This is a genomic window from Sphingobium sp. (assembly GCF_041987595.1).
GTDB lineage: Bacteria > Pseudomonadota > Alphaproteobacteria > Sphingomonadales > Sphingomonadaceae > Sphingobium.
On record NZ_JBHIWJ010000075.1, the window covers coordinates 1 to 19,469 of the forward strand.

General features: G+C 65.0%; 15 protein-coding genes. 9 read left to right on the forward strand and 6 right to left on the reverse strand.

All coding sequences use genetic code 11. The features are described 5' to 3' along the window. Both ACFC3J_RS16470 and ACFC3J_RS16475 read right to left on the reverse strand, forming a co-directional pair. Nucleotides 1-823: M48 family metallopeptidase (locus tag ACFC3J_RS16470; RefSeq protein ID WP_375197198.1), on the reverse strand; the 823-nt coding region annotated here is incomplete at its 3' end. Nucleotides 824-1,157: 334 nt separating this feature from the next. After that, nucleotides 1,158-3,833 carry a ribonuclease E/G gene (locus tag ACFC3J_RS16475; RefSeq protein ID WP_375197199.1) on the reverse strand — a complete coding sequence of 892 codons (2,676 nt, stop codon included), beginning with the start codon at nucleotides 3,831-3,833 and terminating at the stop codon, nucleotides 1,158-1,160. A 506-nt stretch (nucleotides 3,834-4,339) separates the two neighbouring features. Here ACFC3J_RS16475 and ACFC3J_RS16480 point away from each other — a divergent pair. The 4 genes from ACFC3J_RS16480 to ACFC3J_RS16495 all read left to right on the forward strand — a co-directional run bounded on the left by ACFC3J_RS16480 (nucleotide 4,340) and on the right by ACFC3J_RS16495 (nucleotide 10,449). After that, nucleotides 4,340-5,620, forward strand: a complete 1,281-nt coding sequence (locus ACFC3J_RS16480; protein ID WP_375197200.1) for an N-acetylmuramoyl-L-alanine amidase — start codon at nucleotides 4,340-4,342, stop codon at nucleotides 5,618-5,620. A 259-nt stretch (nucleotides 5,621-5,879) separates the two neighbouring features. Then, nucleotides 5,880-8,429, forward strand: coding sequence for a penicillin-binding protein 1A (locus tag ACFC3J_RS16485; RefSeq protein WP_375197201.1), 2,550 nt, complete (start codon nucleotides 5,880-5,882; stop codon nucleotides 8,427-8,429). Between the two features lie 158 nt (nucleotides 8,430-8,587). Beyond that, nucleotides 8,588-9,715, forward strand: coding sequence for a peptide chain release factor 2 (prfB, locus tag ACFC3J_RS16490; RefSeq protein WP_375197202.1), 1,128 nt, complete (start codon nucleotides 8,588-8,590; stop codon nucleotides 9,713-9,715). Then, nucleotides 9,715-10,449, forward strand: coding sequence for a class I SAM-dependent methyltransferase (locus ACFC3J_RS16495; RefSeq protein WP_375197203.1), 735 nt, complete (start codon nucleotides 9,715-9,717; stop codon nucleotides 10,447-10,449). Before prfB ends, ACFC3J_RS16495 begins: the two co-directional genes overlap by 1 nt. 48 nt (nucleotides 10,450-10,497) lie before the next feature. On the opposite strand, the gene ACFC3J_RS16500 is transcribed toward ACFC3J_RS16495, so the two are convergent. From ACFC3J_RS16500 to ACFC3J_RS16510, 3 genes are all read right to left on the reverse strand, one after another. Beyond that, on the reverse strand, nucleotides 10,498-10,653 hold the full coding sequence (locus tag ACFC3J_RS16500) for a hypothetical protein (protein WP_375197204.1): 156 nt from the start codon (nucleotides 10,651-10,653) through the stop codon (nucleotides 10,498-10,500). Between the two features lie 88 nt (nucleotides 10,654-10,741). Next, the gene (locus tag ACFC3J_RS16505) at nucleotides 10,742-11,452 is read right to left on the reverse strand and encodes a hypothetical protein (protein ID WP_375197205.1); all 711 of its coding nucleotides are present in this window, start codon (nucleotides 11,450-11,452) and stop codon (nucleotides 10,742-10,744) included. 4 nt (nucleotides 11,453-11,456) lie between these two features. After that, nucleotides 11,457-12,668, reverse strand: coding sequence for a toxic anion resistance protein (locus ACFC3J_RS16510; protein ID WP_375197206.1), 1,212 nt, complete (start codon nucleotides 12,666-12,668; stop codon nucleotides 11,457-11,459). 214 nt (nucleotides 12,669-12,882) lie between these two features. Between ACFC3J_RS16510 and typA the strand changes: the two genes are divergently transcribed. Continuing rightward, a complete protein-coding gene (typA, locus tag ACFC3J_RS16515; RefSeq protein ID WP_375197207.1) occupies nucleotides 12,883-14,700 on the forward strand; it encodes a translational GTPase TypA in 1,818 nt (605 codons plus the stop codon). A 172-nt stretch (nucleotides 14,701-14,872) separates the two neighbouring features. On the opposite strand, the gene uvrB is transcribed toward typA, so the two are convergent. After that, nucleotides 14,873-17,056, reverse strand: a complete 2,184-nt coding sequence (gene uvrB, locus ACFC3J_RS16520; protein WP_375197208.1) for an excinuclease ABC subunit UvrB — start codon at nucleotides 17,054-17,056, stop codon at nucleotides 14,873-14,875. Between the two features lie 84 nt (nucleotides 17,057-17,140). Here uvrB and ACFC3J_RS16525 point away from each other — a divergent pair, with 84 nt between their 5' ends. The 4 genes from ACFC3J_RS16525 to ACFC3J_RS16540 all read left to right on the forward strand — a co-directional run. After that, entirely contained in the window at nucleotides 17,141-17,956 is an 816-nt protein-coding gene (locus ACFC3J_RS16525; protein WP_375197209.1) for a phosphatase PAP2 family protein, read from the forward strand. A gap of 77 nt (nucleotides 17,957-18,033) precedes the next feature. After that, entirely contained in the window at nucleotides 18,034-18,579 is a 546-nt protein-coding gene (locus ACFC3J_RS16530) for a DUF3617 domain-containing protein (RefSeq protein WP_375197210.1), read from the forward strand. Nucleotides 18,580-18,639: 60 nt separating this feature from the next. Further along, complete coding sequence (locus ACFC3J_RS16535; protein ID WP_375197211.1) at nucleotides 18,640-18,954, forward strand: HNH endonuclease; 315 nt, start codon at nucleotides 18,640-18,642, stop codon at nucleotides 18,952-18,954. Nucleotides 18,955-19,027: 73 nt separating this feature from the next. Beyond that, nucleotides 19,028-19,469 (forward strand): DUF3617 domain-containing protein (locus ACFC3J_RS16540; protein WP_375197212.1); only part of this gene is annotated, 442 nt, incomplete at its 3' end.

Consider the following 19,469-nt stretch of genomic DNA (forward strand, 5'->3'; position numbering starts at 1 on the left):
AATGGGCCGGGATCGATTGGTCGCTTTCGGGATATTTGATGAGGGTCTGGTTCGGCTCCGAAACGAATCCGATCAGCTTCGCCTTGATCCGCTCGAAACGGGCCTCCAGCTTGGGGTCGATCGGTCTGTCCCAGGCGGGATCGACCGTATAGACTTCGCGCAACACCTGAATGCGCTCGCCCGACAGCGGATGGGTGCGGCCGTAGCTGTCATCCTGCGGGATGGCGAGGCGATATTCCTGATTTTGCAGCTTCTTGAAAAATTCCAGGCTGCCCTTGCCCGAAACGCCCGCCTTGCTGAGGTAGCGAGCACCGGCGAGATCCGCGGAGCTTTCCTGCGCACGGGAGAAGGCGAGATATTTGCCCATCGCGGCCTGCTGGCCCATGCCCAATATGCCCATGCCCGCTTCCGCGCCGCCTGCCGCGATGGCGGCCGCGCCCAGCACCAGGCTGAGCAGGGTGATGCCGGTCGCTTCCTTCATCCCTTCGGAGGAGCGGATGACATGGCCGCCTTCGATATGGCCAAGTTCATGCGCGACGACGCCCTGCACCTGATTCACATTGTCGGCCGTCGCGATCAGGCCGCTGTGCACCCACACATACTGGCCTCCCGCGACGAAGGCGTTGATCTCCGGATCGTTGATGACGAGGACCTGGACGTTGCGCGGTTCCATGCCCGCCGCCTTGACCAGCGGCCCGGACATGTCGGCCATGAAGGCCTCGGTTTCCGCATCGCGCAAAATCTGCTGCGCCGCCGCCGGACGGGCCAGCAGGGCCAGCGATGCCGCGGCAATGGCAGCCATGCGAAGCCAGCGGGCCTTCATGCGCGGGTCCGGATCAGGGGAGGGGACTGCATCGCTGACTGTCAATGCCTTGAACGGGATGAACGGTAACTGAAACGCCTGTGTAGCCGATTAATCGGGAGGTCCAATAGCGGCTTTGGGTGGTCCCGGTCATTCTGGCAAATCTTCGCTCCAGCGAATCATGTGGGTCAGGTCATGTCCCGAACGCCCTTCGGGTCGTTGGCATGACGACAAATGACCAAAGCAGATACCCGGCTGATTTCTTCTCCGATTCCCGTCGCAAAAGCAAAGCGCCGTCGCCTTGCCGGTTGAACCGGCAAGGCAACGGCGCTTTTCCCTTAATCCTCAGCCGCTGTTACTGGCCGAAGGTGCGCTGCCACCAGCCACGGCGCGGAGCGCCGTCTTCGCCTTCGCCAGCCGCATCCGCGTCGCCATTCACCGTCACCGTTTCGGCGGTTTCGTCAGGTGCAGCGGTTTCAACGGGCGCTGCGGCAGCAGAAGAGTCCTCAACGGCGGCGGCATCCTCGACGACCGGGTCGGCTTTCTTGCGACGGGTGCGCTTGGGCTTGGCCGGGGCCTCCTCGGCAACCGGTGCGACCTCGGCGACAATGGCTTCCTCGGCGACCGGATCGGCCTTCTTGCGACGGGTGCGCTTGGGCTTGGCAGGCGCCTCCTCCGCGACCGGTGCTTCAGCAGCGGCCTCGACCGGCACCTCGACCACGGCCTCCGCCACTTCGGCGGCCGGGGCAACAGCTTCCTTGGCCTTGCGGGCGCGCGGACGGCGACGGGTCTTGGGCGCTTCCTCTTCAGCCGGGGCTTCGGGGGCTGCTTCGACGACTGGTTCGGCAACCGCTTCGACCGCCTCGGCGGTCTCTTCGGCAGCTTCGGTCGCGGCTTCGTCAGCCGCGCCTTCGCCACCTTCACGGCGGCGACGCCCGCCACGGCGGCCACGGCGGCCACGGCGCCGGCCTTCGCCTTCGCCTTCGCCTTCGCCTTCGGCCTCGACCGGAGCGGCCTCGCCCTCGTCCTCGGCGACATCCCCCGCAGCGTCGGCTTCTTCGCCTTCCTCTGCGGTTTCACCGTCCACCGACGCCTCGGCGCGATGGTCGTCGCGCTGGCCGCCACGGCGACGGCGCCGGCGACGGCGACGGCGGCCGCCTTCGCGCTCCTCACCACGCTCCTCGCCCCGATCGGCGCGTTCCTCATGCGCGGCTTCGACTTCCTCAACCTCTTCCTCGTCCAGTTCCTCGACGATTTCGAGATCATCTTCCTCTTCGACGATCGGCGTATAGTCGACCACGCGCTCCGGACGCGGCCCGCTGGCCTCGACCGACATGCGCGCGCCCTCGACCTCGCCATCGGGCAGGATCGCGATGCGCACGCCATAGCGCTGCTCGATTTCGTCCAGCTCGCGGCGCTTGTTGTTGAGGACGTAGAAAGCCGCTTCCTGGCTGGCGCGCAGGGTGATGAGGCTGCCGCGACCACGCGCCGCTTCCTCTTCCAGCATGCGCAGAGCGCTGAGGCCCGCCGACGAAGCGGTGCGGACCAGACCCGTGCCTTCGCAATGCGGGCACTGGCGGGTCGAGGCTTCGAGAACGCCGGTGCGCAGGCGCTGGCGGCTCATTTCCATCAGGCCGAAGCCCGAGATGCGGCCGACCTGGATGCGGGCGCGATCGTCCTTCAGCGCCTCCTTCATCGCCTTCTCGACCTTACGGATGTTGGAGTTCATCTCCATGTCGATGAAGTCGATGACGACCAGACCGGCCATGTCGCGCAGGCGCAGCTGGCGGGCGATCTCGCGGGCGGCCTCCAGATTGGTGGCGACGGCGGTCTGCTCGATGCCGTGCTCGCGGGTCGACCGGCCGGAGTTGATGTCGATCGACACCAGCGCCTCGGTCGGGTTGATGACCAGATAGCCGCCGGATTTCAACTGCACGACGGGATTGTACATCGCCGCCAGCTGATCCTCGACGCTGGCGCGCTGGAACAGCGATACGGCGTCGGCATATTGCTTCACCCGGCGCGCATGGCTGGGCATCAGCAGCTTCATGAAATCCTTGGCGGCCTTATAGCCATATTCGCCCTCGACGATGACTTCCTCGATATCCTTGTTGTAGATATCGCGGATCGCCCGCTTGATGAGGTCGCTGTCATTGTGGATCAGCGCGGGCGCGTCGGATTTCAGCGTCTTTTCGCGGATCTCGTCCCACAGGCGGGCGAGATAGTCAAAGTCGCGCTTGATCTCCGGCTTGGTGCGCTGAAGCCCGGCGGTGCGGACGATGCAGCCCATGGTCGAGGGCAGGGCCATTTCGGCGATGATCGACTTCAGCCGCTTGCGGTCGGCGGCGTTGGAAATCTTGCGCGAAATGCCGCCGCCATGCGACGTGTTCGGCATCAGCACGCAGTAACGGCCGGCCAGCGACAGATAGGTGGTCAGCGCCGCGCCCTTGTTGCCGCGCTCCTCCTTGACGACCTGCACCAGCAACACCTGGCGGCGCTTGATGACGTCCTGAATCTTGTAGCGGCGGCGCAGCGCCATGCGCTTGCGGCGCAGTTCGTCGGCGGCCTCGTCGCCCTTGCCGCGACGGCCGCGGCCCTTGTTGCCGTTCTCGGCGGTCTCGCCCTCCCCATGATCTTCATCGTCATGATGATGGGTGGCCTCGACCACTTCCAGACCGCCATCGGCCGCCGAATGATCGTCGTCATCGTCGAAATCGGCGCGCAGCGCGGCCTCTTCCTCGGCATGCTCGCGCTCCTCGCGCAGCAGCGCCTCGCGATCCTCGCGCGGGATCTGATAATAGTCCGGATGGATTTCGCTGAAAGCGAGGAATCCGTGGCGGTTGCCGCCATAATCGACGAAGGCCGCCTGAAGCGAAGGCTCCACACGAGTAACCTTGGCGAGATAGATATTGCCCTTGAGCTGCTTGTGCTCGGCCGATTCGAAGTCGAACTCCTCGATCCGGTTACCTTTGACGACCGCGACCCGGGTTTCTTCCCGGTGGCGCGCATCGATCAGCATACGCATTGTCATTTATGAGTCTCCGGCGTGGGCGGCCAGCGGCGCTGGGCCGGGCTGCCACGCGATAGCAAGGGGGCGGCGCGAATTGCTGCATCGCCCGGTTTTCAAGGAAAAATTGCGCGTCTGCTGCGTCGGCAGGGCCGGACAAGGCGCCGGACACGACCAACCACGCCGCATCGCCCGGAACCGGGGTCAGCGTGGAATGGAATTCATGCCTCATGCAGCGTCAACCTGTTCGTGCATCGTGTCGGACGCTTGGGCGGCCGCCGATGCCATCGTAAAATGCTCCTGAGAAGAGCTGTCGCCCACTATGGCGCTTCTTTCAGGAATGTGAATGGGTAGCAGCCAAAATGGCAAGGAGCAACGGCTCCTCGAAATATTGTTTCGCGGTTTCGCGCTCCTGCGGCCTGTTTACGGGCATCATGGTGAAGAGACGGTTAACCCTGTCATTTTACCGGGCAAAAAGAGCCGATGCTTAATTCCGGATTCAGCGTGGGGACGCTGGACGGATAGGCGTCATGAAATTGGGCTTTACGGCCATGGGCAGCGCGTTGCACAATCGACGCATGCTCCAAAGTCTTGCGATTGCAAGCATGATATTCTCCGGCATGCCTGCCGAGGCCGGCGGCATTTCCGCCGTCGCCGTGGATGGCGATCGGGTGACCGTGCGCTTTGACGGACGGGTCGATGGGGCGTCGGCCTTCCTGTTGGACGGGCCGCGCCGGATCGCGCTCGACATCAGCGGAGCGCAGGCCGGACGGGGGCAGTTTGCAGGCGGTCATGACACCGTCGCCGCCGTGCGTCAGGGCCAGTTGAGCGCCGAAACCGCGCGTGTGGTGCTGGATCTGGCCGCGCCTGCCACGCTGGCCGCGCCGCGCATCGCTGCTGATGGAAAATCCTTGAGCTTCTCGCTCAGCAACGTGTCGGACAGCGCATTCCGCATGGCGGTCGGCCGGGGACGGCAGCGTTTTGACGGTCCAGCGAACATGGCGCCGCGCCCGGCCAGGCGCCTGCATAGCATCACCGTGCCGATCCCGCCGGTGGCGCGGGGCGTGTCGCTGCCGTCGGTCGCCGGGCCCCGGGATGCCTCCCGGCCGCTGGTGGTGATCGATGCGGGGCATGGCGGCCATGATCCGGGCGCGATCAACCGCGAAAATGGGGAACGCGAAAAGGATGTGACGCTCGCCATCGCGCAGGCGATCCGCGATCAGTTGCTGAAGTCGGGCCGGGTGCGCGTGGCGCTGACCCGCAGCGACGACCGGTTTCTGGTATTGCAGGAACGCTATGGCATCGCCCGCAAGCTGAATGCCGACCTGTTCATCTCCATCCATGCCGATTCGGCGGACAATGAGGCAGCCCGCGGCGCGACCGTCTACACGCTGTCGGAAACCGCATCAGACCGCGAAGCCGCACGTCTCGCCGCGCGGGAGAACAAGGCGGATCTGCTCAACGGGGTCAATCTGGGCGGCCAGACGACGGATGTGTCGTCGATCCTGATCGACCTGACGCAGCGGGAATCGATGAACATTTCGGTGAACTTCGCGCGGCTGCTGCAACGCGAGGCGGCGCCTTACATGCCGTTCAAGGGGACAGCGCACCGTTTCGCCTCGCTGATGGTGCTGAAGGCGCCCGATACGCCCTCGGTGCTGTTCGAAACCGGCTATATCTCGAACAAGGCTGACGCCGCCTTTCTGGCGTCGAAGGAGGGGCAGGCCGATATCGCCAGGGGCGTCGCCCGCGCCATCGAAGTGCATTTCGCCCGCAAGATGGTGATGCGGCAGGGCGTGGCGGGCGGTTAGGGCAAAGCCGCTTTTTCGTGCGGAGATGCGGAGGAGAAGTTCGGCGGGGCCGTTCTTCCGTCACGGTCGCGTCCGGCCGCAGGGGCGGCAAAGTTCACGGCTTCGCCCGATCCTATCGCATCTTCGCACTCCGCACGTCCCCGTGAACAAAACGGTCGTACCCCTCCCGACGGCAATCGACGGCTGAAATCCGCTCATCGTTCTGGGTTTCGATCCGCTCTGGCGCTTCGCACAATTTGACCTTACAGCCTCGGACATCATGGAAGAGGCTCGCCCATACAACGCCGCATCGACCTTAACCCAACGCCTGCGTCGTGGCGCGAGCGAATTGCGGGAACGGTTCCACCCGCATTGGGCCATTCACTGGGAACGCCGCTGGTTCCGCTGGATCGCGCTGGGGCTGGGCGGGCTGCTCCTGGCCTATGCGCTGTTCTGGCTGATCTTTGCCCGCGGCCTGCCCGATGCGGCGACGCTGCTGGAATATGAGCCGCCGCTGCCGACCATCGTGCGCGACACCAATGGCCAGCCAGTGCACAGCTATGCCCGCGAACGGCGCGTGCAGCTGCAATATAGCGATTATCCGCCGCTTCTGATCCGCGCCTATCTGTCGGCCGAAGACAAGACTTTCTTCGAACATCATGGCGTAGACATTCCGGGCTTTTTCGGCGCGGTGTTTGACTATGCGACCAAGATCGGGTCGGGCCAGCGCGCCAAGGGCGGCTCCACCATCACCCAGCAGGTGGCGAAAAATCTGCTGATCGGCGATGAATATTCCCCGACCCGCAAGATGAAGGAGATGATCCTCGCCTATCGCATGGAGGGTGTGCTTTCCAAGCAGCAGATCCTGGAGCTTTACCTCAACCAGATCTTCCTTGGACGCAACGCCTATGGCGTGCAGGCGGCCGCGCGGGCCTATTTCGACAAGGATGTGGGCGACCTCAAGCTGCATGAAATGGCCTATCTGGCGATCCTGCCCAAAGGCCCGGCCAATTACCGCCCAGAAAGCCCCACCGGCCATGAACGCGCGCTGGAACGCCGCAACTGGGCGCTGGGCGAAATGTATAAGAATGGCTGGATCAGCAAGGCCCAGCGCGATGAGGCGCAGGCCCAGCCGCTCGGGACGGTCGCAGCCCATGGCTCCAGCTTCGACGCGCGCGCGGGCGGCTATTATATGGAAGAGGTGCGCCGTCGCCTGATCGGCCTGTTCGGTGAAAAGGCGGAGGACGGCCCCAACAGCGTCTATGCGGGCGGCCTCTGGGTGCGCAGCCCCTATGACCCCAGGATTCAGGACCTGACCACCACCGCCCTGCGCAACGGTCTGCTGCGCTTCGATGCGGGCAAGGGCTGGTCGGGACCGGTCGGCAAGATCAACATGGATCGCGGCTGGCAGCGGGAACTGGCCGCCAGCTATATCGATGTCGATTATGCCGGATGGCGCGTTGCGGTCATCGTCAGCCGCGATTCCTCCGCCGCGCAGATCGGCTTTTCCGACGGGTCCACCGGCACGCTTCCCGCCGGCGCCGCGCAACTGCCCTATCGCAAGATCGGCGGCCCGGCCTTCTCGGCGATGAAGCCCGGCGACCTGATCGTGGTGGCACGCAACGGCGCCGACTGGGCGCTGCGCAACGTCCCCGAAGTGTCCGGCGGCATGGTGGTGGAGGAAACCCATTCGGGCCGCGTCCGCGCCATGCAGGGCGGTTTCGACGACCGTCTGTCCTCCTACAACCGCGCGACGCAGGCGATGCGGCAGCCCGGTTCGACCATCAAGCCCTTCGTCTACGCCGCTGCGCTGGACAATGGCATGACCCCGGCCTCCATCATCGTCGACGGGCCGCTCTGCATCGATCAGGGCGCGGGCCTTGGTCAGAAATGCTTCCGCAACTTCACCGGGGGCAGCGCCGGGCCGCAGACCATGCGCTGGGGCGTCGAGCAGTCCCGCAACCTGATGACCGTGCGCGCCGCGTCGCAGACCGGCATGGACCGCGTCGTGCGGACGATCAAGGCGATGGGGATCGGCGATTATCAGCCCTATCTCTCCTTCGCGCTGGGCGCGGGCGAAACCACGGTCGAGCGGATGGTCAACGCCTATGCGATGCTCGCCAATCACGGACGGCAGCTCAGCCCCAAGCTGATGGATTATGTGCAGGACCGGCACGGCAAGGTGATCTGGCCGCTGCGCTGGCGCGCCTGCGACGGCTGCAACATGGCCAATTGGGACGGCAAGCCGATGCCCCGCTTCGGTTTCGAGGGCAGGCAGGTGATGAACCCCATGACCGCCTATCAGGTCGTCCACATCGCCGAAGGCGTCATCCAGCGCGGTACCGCCACTGTCCTTGCGGACCTGAAGCGTCCGCTGTTCGGCAAGACCGGCACCACCAATGGCCCGACCAACGTCTGGTTCGTCGGCGGATCGCCCGACATCGTGGCGGGCGTCTATATCGGCTATGACCAGCCGCGCAGCCTGGGCGGCTGGGCGCAGGGCGGCCGCGTCGCCGCGCCGATCTGGAAGGCGGCGATGACCCCGGTGCTGGAGGCGATGCCCAAGACGCCCTTCATCGCACCCGCGGGCATCCGCATGGTCACGATCGACCGGCGGTCGGGTAAGCGCGTCTACGGCGTCTGGCCGACCGACGAGCCGAAACCCGCCGTGATCTGGGAAGCGTTCAAGCCCGAATCCGAACCGCGGCGTTCGATCCGCAAGGAAGAGGTCGCCGCGCAGGACAAGGCCGCCGCCCGCATCGAAGCGAGGGTGCAGAGCCGCCAGCGCAGCGACGCGGACTTCCTGCAGGATCAGGGCGGGATTTATTGATCGGCGCCGACCCAGGCCGATTCCAGGCAGGGAAACCATGGCCCACCCCTGTCTCCGGGAATTGAATCTTCCCAAATCCCGCGCCCTCGGATAGGGGCAGGCGTTTGATGCGTTTCCCCTCCATCGGGGAAGCGCCCCGAATTGTCTGGAGAGTTCCCATGCGCGCCGAAGCGCAGCAATATATCGACCGCATCGACGCCGCGCTGGACCTGCTGCGCCGTTTCCTCGACTGGGACCGCGCGCTGCGCCGTCTTGACGAGCTGAACGCCCGCGTCGAAGACCCGACGCTCTGGGACAATCAGAAGCTCGCGCAGGAAGTGATGCGCGAGCGCACCCGGCTCGACGCCGCCATCGGCGCCACCCGCGCGATCGACAGCGAAAAGACCGACACCGCAGAACTCATCGAAATGGCCGAGGCCGAGGGCGACGAGGATATGGTGAGCGAAGCCATCGCCTCGCTCAAGGCTCTGGCCGACCGCGCCGACGAGGACAAGATCAGGGCGCTGCTGGCCGGGGAGGCCGACGCCAGCGACACCTATCTGGAAATCCATGCCGGCGCGGGCGGCACCGAAAGCCAGGACTGGGCCGAAATGCTCAGCCGCATGTACCGCCGCTGGGCCGAACGGCGCGGTTACAAGGTGGAACTGGTCGACTATCAGGCAGGGGACCAGGCGGGCATCAAGTCCGCGACCTTCCTGTTCAAGGGCGAGAATGCCTATGGCTATGCCAAGACCGAGAGCGGCGTGCATCGTCTCGTCCGCATCAGCCCCTATGACAGCTCGGCGCGGCGTCATACCAGCTTCTCCTCGGTCTGGGTCTACCCGGTGATCGACGACAATATCGAGATTGAGGTCAATGAAAGCGACCTCAAGATCGATACCTATCGTGCCTCGGGCGCGGGCGGTCAGCACGTCAACACCACGGACTCGGCGGTCCGCATCACCCACGTCCCTTCCGGGATCATCGTCGCGTCGCAGAACGACCGATCGCAGCACAAGAACCGCGCGACGGCCATGAACATGCTGAAGGCGCGCCTCTACGAAGCCGAACTGCGCCGCCGCGAGGAAGCCGCCTCGGGCGAATATCAGGCCAAGACCGAGATCGGCTGGGGCCATCAGATCCGCTCCTACGTCCTCCAGCCCTATCAGCTGGTGAAGGATCTGCGCACGGGCGTCACCTCCACCTCGCCCGACGACGTGCTGGACGGCGCGCTCGACCCTTTCATGGCGGCCGCGCTCAGCCAGAAGGTGACGGGTGAAAAGGTCGATGTGGAGGATGTCGACTGATGAAAATTCCGGCGCTGGCGGCCGGAACGCTGGCGGGATGCCTTGTCCTGCTGGCGGGTTGCAGCCCGTTTTCGTCGGACAAGGACCATGATCGCCCGGCGGCCGCCCGCACCTTTCCGCGCGCCGACCGGCCCGTGGCGCCGGTCGTCTCCACCCGCTGGTCGAGTGAAGAGGCCCGCGACCGGGTGAACGAGGCGGAAGACATCATGGACCGCGCCGGCATCCGCCCCGGCATGACGGTCGCCGATATCGGCGCGGGCGAGGGCTATTATACCGTGCGCCTCGCCAAAAGGGTGGGCGACAAGGGCCGCGTCCTGGCGGAAGACATCATGCCGGAGGTGATCGAGGCGCTCAGCCGTCGCATCACCCGCGAGGACTGGCGCAACGTCAGCGTGAAACTGGGCGCGCCGGAGGACCCGAAGCTGCCCGAAAACAGCTTCGACCGCATTCTGATGGTCCATATGTACCATGAGATTGCCGAGCCTTACGCCTTTCTCTGGAACCTCAGCCCGGCGCTCAAGCGCGGCGGCGAGCTGATCGTGGTCGACGCCAACCGTCCCACCGATCAGCATGGCACGCCGCCGCGCCTGCTGGCCTGCGAACTGGCGGCCATGGGGTTCCGGTTGGAGGAGCTGGTTCCCAAGCCCACGGCGGGCGGCTATTTTGCCCGCTTCAAGCGCGTTGCGGCGCGGCCGGACCCCGCTGCCATCGTGCCCTGCGCCCTGCGGCCCTGACCACCGCTCCGTTCCAGCGCGGGCGAAGCGGCAGGATGGGCCGCTTTTTCAGCCCCTCTGCCGCCATTTGCGCAGCATCGCGGCGCCCAGAAACCCGCCCCCCACCAGCGCCGCGATCGCACCGCCCGCCGTTGCGAGCGCCCACGCGCCCGCCGCCAGCAGGCCGGTGAGAAAATCGACAATGATCAGCGTCAGGTGAATCATGACGAGGGGAAAACGATCCGGGAGCGGGTTCCGTTCAAACCGGGGCAGACAATGCCCCGATTGTCGTCCCGTCTCTCCAGCAAAATGCCTATTGCCCCAATTCCTTCGCTTCCTGATATTTCAGCTCCAGAAAGCGGTTCTGCACCGCCAGCTTGTCGAGATCGCCGCTAGCCAGATTTTCGCTCATCCGGGCAATCTCCGCATCGATGACGCCCAGCCCTTCGATCAGCTGCTTTTCCGGCACGCGGCCATTGCGCTCCTCGCGGCGCAGCGGTTCGGGGATCGACCGATAGCCGGTGACGAGTTCGGGCAGGTGATCGGACAGCAGCTTGCGGATTTCCTGCGCCGCCGGGTCCTGCTCGCCCAGCCGCTCCAGCTGCGGCGCCAGCGTCTCCAGCTTCACACCGATGCTGTCGACCAAAGTGACGGCGGGGGCGGGCAGCGCCTTGCGCTGAGTCTCCAGCCAGATTTCGGTCTGCAACGGCAGAGCGGGGAGGGCGGTTTCCGCCAGCGCCTCGGTCCTGACGCGGCGTTCGCCGGGGAGCGCCGCGATCAGCAGTACTGCCGCCAGCATGACGCCCAGCGCGATCATGACGCCGGTGACGCCGATCGGCGCGACAAAGCCTGCGACCGCGCTGGCTGTCAGCACCGCGACGACCGCCCAAAAGGCATATTTGGCCTTGCGCATCAGCGCGGCATTGCGCCTTTGCCGGGCGCGCGCAGACAGGCTTTGCCCGCGCTCGCTGTGGCGGCGCAGCACCGCTTCGGCATCGGCCAATATGCGGTCGGACCGGCTCATCGCATTACGCCTCGAGCGAACTCAGCAGGGGATTGTCCACCCGCGCCTGTTGTGCCGCCTGCGCCTGGCCCTCGGCGCGGGCGATATAGCCCCTGGACTTCTCGACCTCGTTCGACAGCGTGGCCACCGTCGTTTTCATATTCTCCAGCGCCTTCAGCTTGAACGTGTCGATATTGTCCATCGTGTCGTAGATATTCTGAAAGGCGCGCTGGAGCGTCTCGATGGGGATGGTGCTGGACGCCGCCTGCTCGTGAATCTGCGCGGTCTGGTTCTTCAGCATCTCGCCGGTCGAATCGATCATGTTCGCGGTCGTCGTGTTGAGCGCGGTGATCTGCTCCAGCACCAGCTTCTGCCCGACCAGCGCCTGCGCGACGGTGACCGCGGTGCGCAGCGCCGCCACGGTGGTCGTGCTGGCGCGGTCCACGCCCTTCACCAGTTCGACATTGTTCTTCTTGACCAGATCGAGCGCCAGATAGCCCTGCACCGTCACTGCCATCTGCGTCAGCAGGTCTTGGGTGCGCTGGCGGATGTAGAACAGCGCGCTCTCGCGGATCGCTTTGGCTTTGGCCGGATCGGTCGAATCCAGCTCCAGCGCCTTGCCCTCCAGCCGGGCGTCGAGCGTCTTGGAAATGTGGATCATCTGCTCCAGACGGCCCATCGTCTGCCACATATTCTGCCGCTCGACATCGATGGCCGCATTGTCCTTGATGAGGACGTCCTTGCCGCTGGCCAGACTGCCGAGGATCGAATTGATGTGGCTCTGCGCGCTCTTATAGCTGTCGAAATAGTCGCGCATGCGGTTGCCGAAGGGGATGAGGCCGAACAGCTTCTTGGGCGCGGTCAGGCTGCCGCGCTTGCCGGGGTCCAGATCCTCGATCGTGCGGCGCAGTTCGGCGAGATCGACGCCGACCTTGTTGTCGCTGTCCATGGCGCGCACCGGGCGATCGAGAAAGCGGTTCGAATGGCCCGCCGCCTCGGCAATCTCCTTGCGGCCCATATTGGTGAGCTGGTCGACGCGCTGGCCGAATTCGGGGGAATTGGCGTCCTGCGCGACGAGGTCGTCGATGAAGGCGTCGACCTTCTCGTCCAGCTTCGATCGCTTTTCGTCATCCAGCGGCACCAGCCCCGCCGCCTTGTCAGGCGCGACCGGCGGCACCGGGTCGGGCGGCGTCAGGTTCAGCGTATCGGCGATTGCGGTCGGAGCGGTCGAAGCCATGTCATCTCCCAGCAGGCATCGGGGTTTGAACTGTTATATGTATATAGAACAGTATGGGTGCAAGCCTGCGTGCAAGCTATAAGTCTGATCCGGCCTTTGCAATCGCCCACCCCCGCCGCCCTTGCCGCAGCGCGTCATTTCCTGTAGGGGCGCGCCCGATAGTCCTGGACAGGCGTGGTGCCCGCCGGGAAACCTTAAATCCCGAAGGCAAGACATGTCCCTGCGTAACATCGCGATCATCGCGCACGTCGACCATGGCAAGACCACGCTCGTCGACCAGCTTTTCCGCCAGTCCGGCACCTTCCGCGACAATCAGCGCGTCGAGGAACGCGCGATGGACTCGAACGACCTCGAAAAGGAACGCGGCATCACCATTCTGGCGAAGCCCACCTCGGTCGAGTGGAACGGCACCCGCATCAACATCGTCGACACGCCCGGCCACGCCGACTTCGGCGGCGAGGTGGAGCGCATCCTCTCCATGGTCGACGGCGTGATCCTGCTGGTCGATTCGTCGGAAGGCGCGATGCCGCAGACCAAGTTCGTGACCGGCAAGGCGCTGGCGCTGGGCCTCAAGCCTATCGTCGTCGTCAACAAGATCGACCGTCCCGACGAGCGCATCCAGGAAGTGCTGGACGAGGTGTTCGACCTGTTCGTGACGCTGGAAGCGACCGACGAGCAGCTCGACTTCCCGGTCCTCTACGCCTCGGGCCGCAACGGCTATTGCAATGAAGACCCGAGCCTGCGGTCCGGCACGCTGGAGCCGCTGTTCCAGAAGATCGTCGACCATGTGCCGCCCCCGGCGCTGGATGTGGACGCGCCGTTCAGCTTCCTGGTAACGCTGCTCGACCGCGACAACTTCCTCGGCCGCATCCTGACCGGGCGCGTCCAGTCCGGCACGCTGAAGGTCAATCAGGCGATCCATGCCATCGACGCTGACGGCAATGTGCTGGAAACCGGCCGAGCCTCGAAGATCCTCTCGTTCCGCGGCCTTGACCGCGTGCCGGTGGACGAAGCGCAGGCGGGCGACATCATTTCTCTGGCGGGCCTCGCCGTCGCGACCGTCGCCAACACCATTGCAGACCCGTCGGTCAGCACCGCGATCAAGGCGCAGCCGATCGATCCGCCCACCCTGTCGATGCGCTTTGCCGTCAATGATTCGCCGATGGCTGGTCGCGAAGGCAGCAAGGTGACAAGCCGCATGATCCGCGACCGCCTGATGCGCGAAGCGGAAAGCAACGTCGCGATCAAGGTGACGGAATCGGCCGACAAGGACAGTTTCGAAGTCGCCGGCCGCGGTGAACTCCAACTGGGCGTGCTGATCGAAACCATGCGCCGCGAAGGCTTCGAACTGGGCATCTCGCGTCCGCGCGTGCTGTTCGGCGAAGACGAGAATGGCAACAAGACCGAACCTTATGAAACGGTCGTCATCGATGTGGACGATGAATTCTCCAGCACGGTCGTCGACAAGATGAACCAGCGCAAGGCGGAACTCACCGATATGCGCCCCTCGGGCGGCGGCAAGACCCGCATCACCTTCTCGGCGCCGTCGCGCGGCCTGATCGGCTATCATGGCGAATTCCTGTCCGACACCCGCGGCACCGGCATCATGAACCGGCTGTTCGAGAAGTACGGCCCGCACAAGGGCAATATCGAAGGCCGCAAGAATGGCGTGCTGATCTCCAACGGCGCGGGTGAGGCGGTCGCCTATGCCCTCGGCCCGCTGGAAGAGCGCGGCATCCTGATGGTCGGCGTCGGCGAAACGCTCTACGAAGGCATGATCATCGGTCAGAATGCCAAGCCGGAAGATCTGGAAGTCAACCCGATGAAGTCGAAGGCGCTGACCAACTTCCGCGCTTCGGGCAAGGATGACAGCATCCGCCTCACCCCGCCGTGGAAGATGACGCTGGAACAGGCGATCGCCTATATCGACGATGATGAAATGGTCGAGGTGACGCCCAAGACCATCCGTCTGCGCAAGCGCTACCTCGACCCGAATGAGCGCAAGCGCATGTCCCGCGCCAAGGCGGCGTGATCAGGGTTCAGCTGGGTTGAAGAAGGGGCTGGTGTCGCGAGACATCGGCCCCTTTTCTTGAGCGAATGCCGTTTCTGGCCATCAACCGCCGAAGTTCCCCCTCGCTGAAGCGAGCGGAGAATGACCTCAAACTATCCGTCCAGCCTCATGGCGCCCGATCCTGCGCGCGCCGCTATCGCCCGAACTTCTTCTGCACCTTCCCGTAGCGCAGCTTCCGTGTGCCCGGCTTGCCCTCGGTTGCCCGGCCTCTGGGCGCCGCCACCTGCTGTTCGGCGGGCAGGCCCAGTTCCTCGGCCTCCAGCTTGCGGATTTCGTCGCGAATGCGACCGGCTTCCTCGAACTCCAGGTCCGCCGCCGCCGCGCGCATCTTCTTTTCCAGGTCCTCGATATAGGCGCGGAGGTTATGGCCGACCAGATGCGGCCGATCCTCCAGCCCGGTATCGACCGTGACCTGATCCTTCGACGCCACATGGGCGATGATGTCGCCGATGTTGCGCTTGATCGTGGTCGGCGTGATGCCGTGCTCCAGATTATAGGCCGTCTGCTTCTCGCGCCGCCGCGAGGTTTCGTTCAGCGCCCGCTCCATCGATCCGGTGATGCGGTCGGCATACAGGATCACGCGCCCATCGACATTGCGCGCCGCGCGGCCGATCGTCTGGATCAGCGACGTTTCGGAGCGCAGGAACCCCTCCTTGTCCGCGTCGAGAATCGCCACCAGCCCACATTCGGGAATATCCAGCCCTTCGCGCAGCAGGTTGATGCCGATCAGCACGTCATAAACGCCCAGCCTCAGGTCGCGGATCAACTCGATGCGTTCCAGCGTCTCGACGTCGCTGTGCATGTAGCGCACCTTGATCCCCGCCTCATGCATGAACTCGGTCAGGTCTTCCGCCATCCGCTTGGTCAGCGTGGTGACGAGCGTGCGATAGCCCTGCGCCGCGACCTTGCGGCATTCGTTGATGAGGTCGTCGACCTGATCCTCTACCGGCTTGATCTCGACCGGCGGGTCGATGAGGCCAGTGGGGCGAATGACCTGCTCGGAAAAGGTGCCGCCGGTCTGCTCCATCTCCCATGATCCGGGCGTCGCGGAGACGCTCACCGTCTGCGGGCGCATCGCATCCCATTCATTGAAGCGCAGCGGCCGGTTGTCGATGCAGCTCGGCAGACGAAAGCCATATTCGGCCAGCGTGATCTTGCGCCGGTGGTCGCCCCGCGCCATGGCCCCGATCTGCGGCACGGTCTGATGGCTTTCGTCCACGAACAGCAGCGCGTTTTCGGGCAGATACTCAAACAGCGTCGGCGGCGGCTCGCCCGGCAGGCGCCCGGTCAGGAAGCGCGAATAATTTTCGATCCCCGCGCAAGAGCCTGTGGCCGCGATCATCTCCAGGTCGAAGTTCGTCCGCTGCTCCAGCCGCTGCGCTTCCAGCAGCTTGCCCTCCGCCGTCAGCTCCTTCAGCCGCTCGGTCAGTTCATGGCGGATCGCCTCCATCGCCTGCTTGAGCGTCGGTCCCGGCGTGACGTGGTGGCTGTTGGGGAACACCTTCACATAATCGAGGCTCGCGATCTTCTTGCCCGTCAGCGGATCGAACTCGACAATCTCCTCAATCTCGTTGCCGAAGAAGCTGACGCGCCACGCCGTATCCTCATAGTGGGAGGGGAAAATCTCCAGATTATCCCCCTTCACGCGGAAATTGCCGCGCGCAAAGGCGGCGTCGTTGCGCTTGTACTGGAGCGCGACCAGCTTGCGGATGATCTCCCGCTGATCCTCGACCTGGCCCTTCTTCATGGAGAAGGTCATGGCCGAATAGGTTTCGACCGATCCGATGCCGTAAAGGCAGGACACCGAAGCGACGATCAGCACATCGTCCCGCTCCAGAAGGGCGCGGGTGGCCGAGTGACGCATCCGGTCGATCGCCTCGTTCACGCTGGACTCCTTCTCGATATAGGTGTCCGACCGCGGCACATAGGCTTCGGGCTGATAATAGTCATAATAGCTGACGAAATATTCGACGGCGTTCTCCGGGAAGAAGCTCTTGAACTCCCCGTAGAGCTGCGCCGCCAATATCTTGTTCGGCGCCAGCACCAGCGCGGGGCGCTGCAGCGCCTCGATCACCTTGGCCATGGTGAAGGTCTTGCCGGACCCGGTGACGCCTAGCAGCACCTGGTCCTTCTCCCCCGCCAGCGCGGTTTCCACCAGTTCGGCAATGGCGGTCGGCTGGTCGCCCGACGGCTCATAGTCCGACACCAGTTTGAACGGCCGTCCGCCTTCGCTTTTTTCGGGGCGCGCGGGGCGATGGGGGACAAAGCCCTCTCCGGTCTCAGGTTCTTCTAATGTGGTGCGAATCTGAATGGACATGAGCGTCAATATGGGCATGGTCCTGCGCCGCAGCAATGCGCGGGCTGACATGCTGCGAGCAGATCGGGAGGATATATGCGGACAATGGCTCTTTCCCTGGCGTTTCTCGTGCTGCTGCCCGGATGTGCGGCGACCGGGGACGCGCCGCGTCTGGCTGCGGACGCACCGCCGTCCGTCGCGCAGGGCAAATCGCCGCTCGGCACAGGCTATCTGGGAGGAGGAGCGTTGCCCGGCGGGCTGGACCTCATCCCGCCGCCGCCCGCGGAGGCGTCTGCCGCACTGGCCCGTGACAAGGAAGGCGCTGCCGCAGGCGTGGCGATGCGAGGCACCCCGCGCTGGGATCTGGCGACGGCGGACGCGGACCTGCGCCCCGGCCGCGCCGCTGCCGCCTTTTCCTGCACGGCGGGCTTCCTCATCGACAGGGATCATGCGCCCGCGCTCGACCGGCTGCTGGGTCGCGCCATGGCCGATCTGGGCATGGCCACCGGCGAGGTGAAGAAGCGCTACATGCGCCCGCGCCCCTTCATGGAAAACGGCCAGCCCAGCTGCACGCCGACATGGGAACCGGCGCTCCGCCGCGATGGCTCCTACCCTTCGGGCCACAGCTCGATCGGCTATGGCACCGCCCTGATCCTTGCGGAGATCATGCCCGACCGCGCCGCCGCCCTGATTGCGCGGGGGCGCGCCTTCGGCGACAGCCGCCGCGTGTGCAACGTGCATTGGCTCAGCGACATTGAGGAAGGCCGCGTCGTCGCCACCGCGACGGTGATGCGCCTCAACGCCGATCCGGCCTTCGCCGCCGATCTGGCCGCCGCCCGCGCCGAAGTCGCGAAACTGCGCGCCCGGCCTGCCGCCGACATGCCTGACTGCGCGACGGAGGCGCAGGCGCTGGGCCACTGATCCGCGCCCCACGAAGGATTCCATTCGCCCTATCCGCTTGATATGCTTGCCCGCGCAACAACAGGGGATGCCTGACCATGACCAAGGCCGTCGCGACCGCCATTTTCACTGCCGCCACGCTGCTGCTTGCCGGATGCGGCGAGAAGCCCTCCGGCCAGCCGCAGACCCGGGAGGAGGTGCAGCAGCAGGTCCAGAAGGTCCAGCTCAAGCCCGGTCAGTGGGAGGGCAGCTATGAGCTGGAAGATATCGACATGCCGAACATGCCCGGCGGCGGCGACCAGATGAAGGAGCAGATGAAGAAGATGATGAGCCGCACGGCCATCAAATATTGCGTCTCGCCCGAGGAGGCCGCTAACCCCAGCGGCAAGATGTTCTCAGGGCAGGAGAACAAGGACTGCACCTATAAGGGCTTCGACGCGAGCGGTGGATCGGTGAAGGGCGAAATCAGCTGCAAATCGGCGCAGGGCGGCACGATGAACGCCGTCATGTCGGGCGATTACGCGCCGGAAAGCTATGAAATGCACATGGACATGAAGATGACCGGCGCCCCCAACGGCATGAACATGAGCATGAAGGCCAGGACGTCGGGCAAGTGGATCGGCACCAGCTGCACGCCCAAATGAGGGTCTGTTTGAGAAGTCGCGGAAGAGCGATTTCCGTGGGCTGGTGCCGCAATGCGCCCAATGACGCATTCTCAAACAGGCCCTGAGCCGCGCGGGATGAGCGGCGACGGCCCGGCCTGCTGGCTTTGCGGCCGCCCGCTGGGCAGGCGCATCGAATGGCATCATCCGCTGCCCCGCAGTCGAGGAGGACGGGACACGGTTCCCGTCCACCCGATCTGCCACCGGGCCATCCACGCCCAGCTCAGCAACGCCGATCTCGCCCGCGCCTATGGCGAAGCCGATGCCCTGCGCGCCCATCCCGGCATTGCGCGCTTCCTTGCCTGGGTCGCGAACAGGCCGCCTGATTTCCATGCGCCCACCCACAGGAAGCGCTGAGAAAATCCTCTTGCGCTTTGCGTGACTTGGGGCGAGCCTCGCCCGGTTCCATGAAGAGAACAGGGGAGAGGATATGCGAAAGATATTGGCCGCGGCCCTGCCGCTTGGCGTGCTGACTCTGGCGGCCTGCGGCAGCAAGCCGGAGCCTGCGCCCGAAGCCGCGGAAACGCCCGTGCTGATGAAGGCCGGGGAATGGACGCTGATCCGCAAGACCACGGGCTACAACACGCCGACCGTCACGCCCGCCGAATATCAGGCCGCGCTCAAGGATATCGGCGAGGACAGGATCTGTCTTGCCGTCGACGCGGCGGGCGTGCCCGATGCCGATGCGCTGGCGGGCAAGGAAGGCGAGGACTGCACCTATAAGGACAAGCTGATCCGCAAGGGCCGCCTGATCGCGACGCTGGCCTGCAAATCGGGCAAGGGCACGTCGGAAATCGTGCTGGAGGGCAATTTCACGGCCGACACGCTGACGCTGGGCAGCACCATGACCCGGACGGAGGGCGGCCAGCCGG

Bases quoted from the DNA above. Each gene is read 5' to 3' on its own strand.
- ACFC3J_RS16510 (WP_375197206.1), bottom strand. From the start codon at position 12,668: ATGGCTTCGACCGCTCCGACCGCAATCGCCGATACGCTGAACCTGACG.
- ACFC3J_RS16475 (WP_375197199.1), bottom strand. From the start codon at position 3,833: ATGACAATGCGTATGCTGATCGATGCGCGCCACCGGGAAGAAACCCGG.
- ACFC3J_RS16495 (WP_375197203.1), top strand. From the start codon at position 9,715: ATGAAAATTCCGGCGCTGGCGGCCGGAACGCTGGCGGGATGCCTTGTC.
- uvrB (WP_375197208.1), bottom strand. From the start codon at position 17,056: ATGTCCATTCAGATTCGCACCACATTAGAAGAACCTGAGACCGGAGAG.
- ACFC3J_RS16530 (WP_375197210.1), top strand. From the start codon at position 18,034: ATGACCAAGGCCGTCGCGACCGCCATTTTCACTGCCGCCACGCTGCTG.
- ACFC3J_RS16480 (WP_375197200.1), top strand. From the start codon at position 4,340: ATGAAATTGGGCTTTACGGCCATGGGCAGCGCGTTGCACAATCGACGC.
- prfB (WP_375197202.1), top strand. From the start codon at position 8,588: ATGCGCGCCGAAGCGCAGCAATATATCGACCGCATCGACGCCGCGCTG.
- ACFC3J_RS16485 (WP_375197201.1), top strand. From the start codon at position 5,880: ATGGAAGAGGCTCGCCCATACAACGCCGCATCGACCTTAACCCAACGC.
- ACFC3J_RS16500 (WP_375197204.1), bottom strand. From the start codon at position 10,653: ATGATTCACCTGACGCTGATCATTGTCGATTTTCTCACCGGCCTGCTG.
- ACFC3J_RS16525 (WP_375197209.1), top strand. From the start codon at position 17,141: ATGGCTCTTTCCCTGGCGTTTCTCGTGCTGCTGCCCGGATGTGCGGCG.
- ACFC3J_RS16505 (WP_375197205.1), bottom strand. From the start codon at position 11,452: ATGAGCCGGTCCGACCGCATATTGGCCGATGCCGAAGCGGTGCTGCGC.
- typA (WP_375197207.1), top strand. From the start codon at position 12,883: ATGTCCCTGCGTAACATCGCGATCATCGCGCACGTCGACCATGGCAAG.
- ACFC3J_RS16535 (WP_375197211.1), top strand. From the start codon at position 18,640: ATGACGCATTCTCAAACAGGCCCTGAGCCGCGCGGGATGAGCGGCGAC.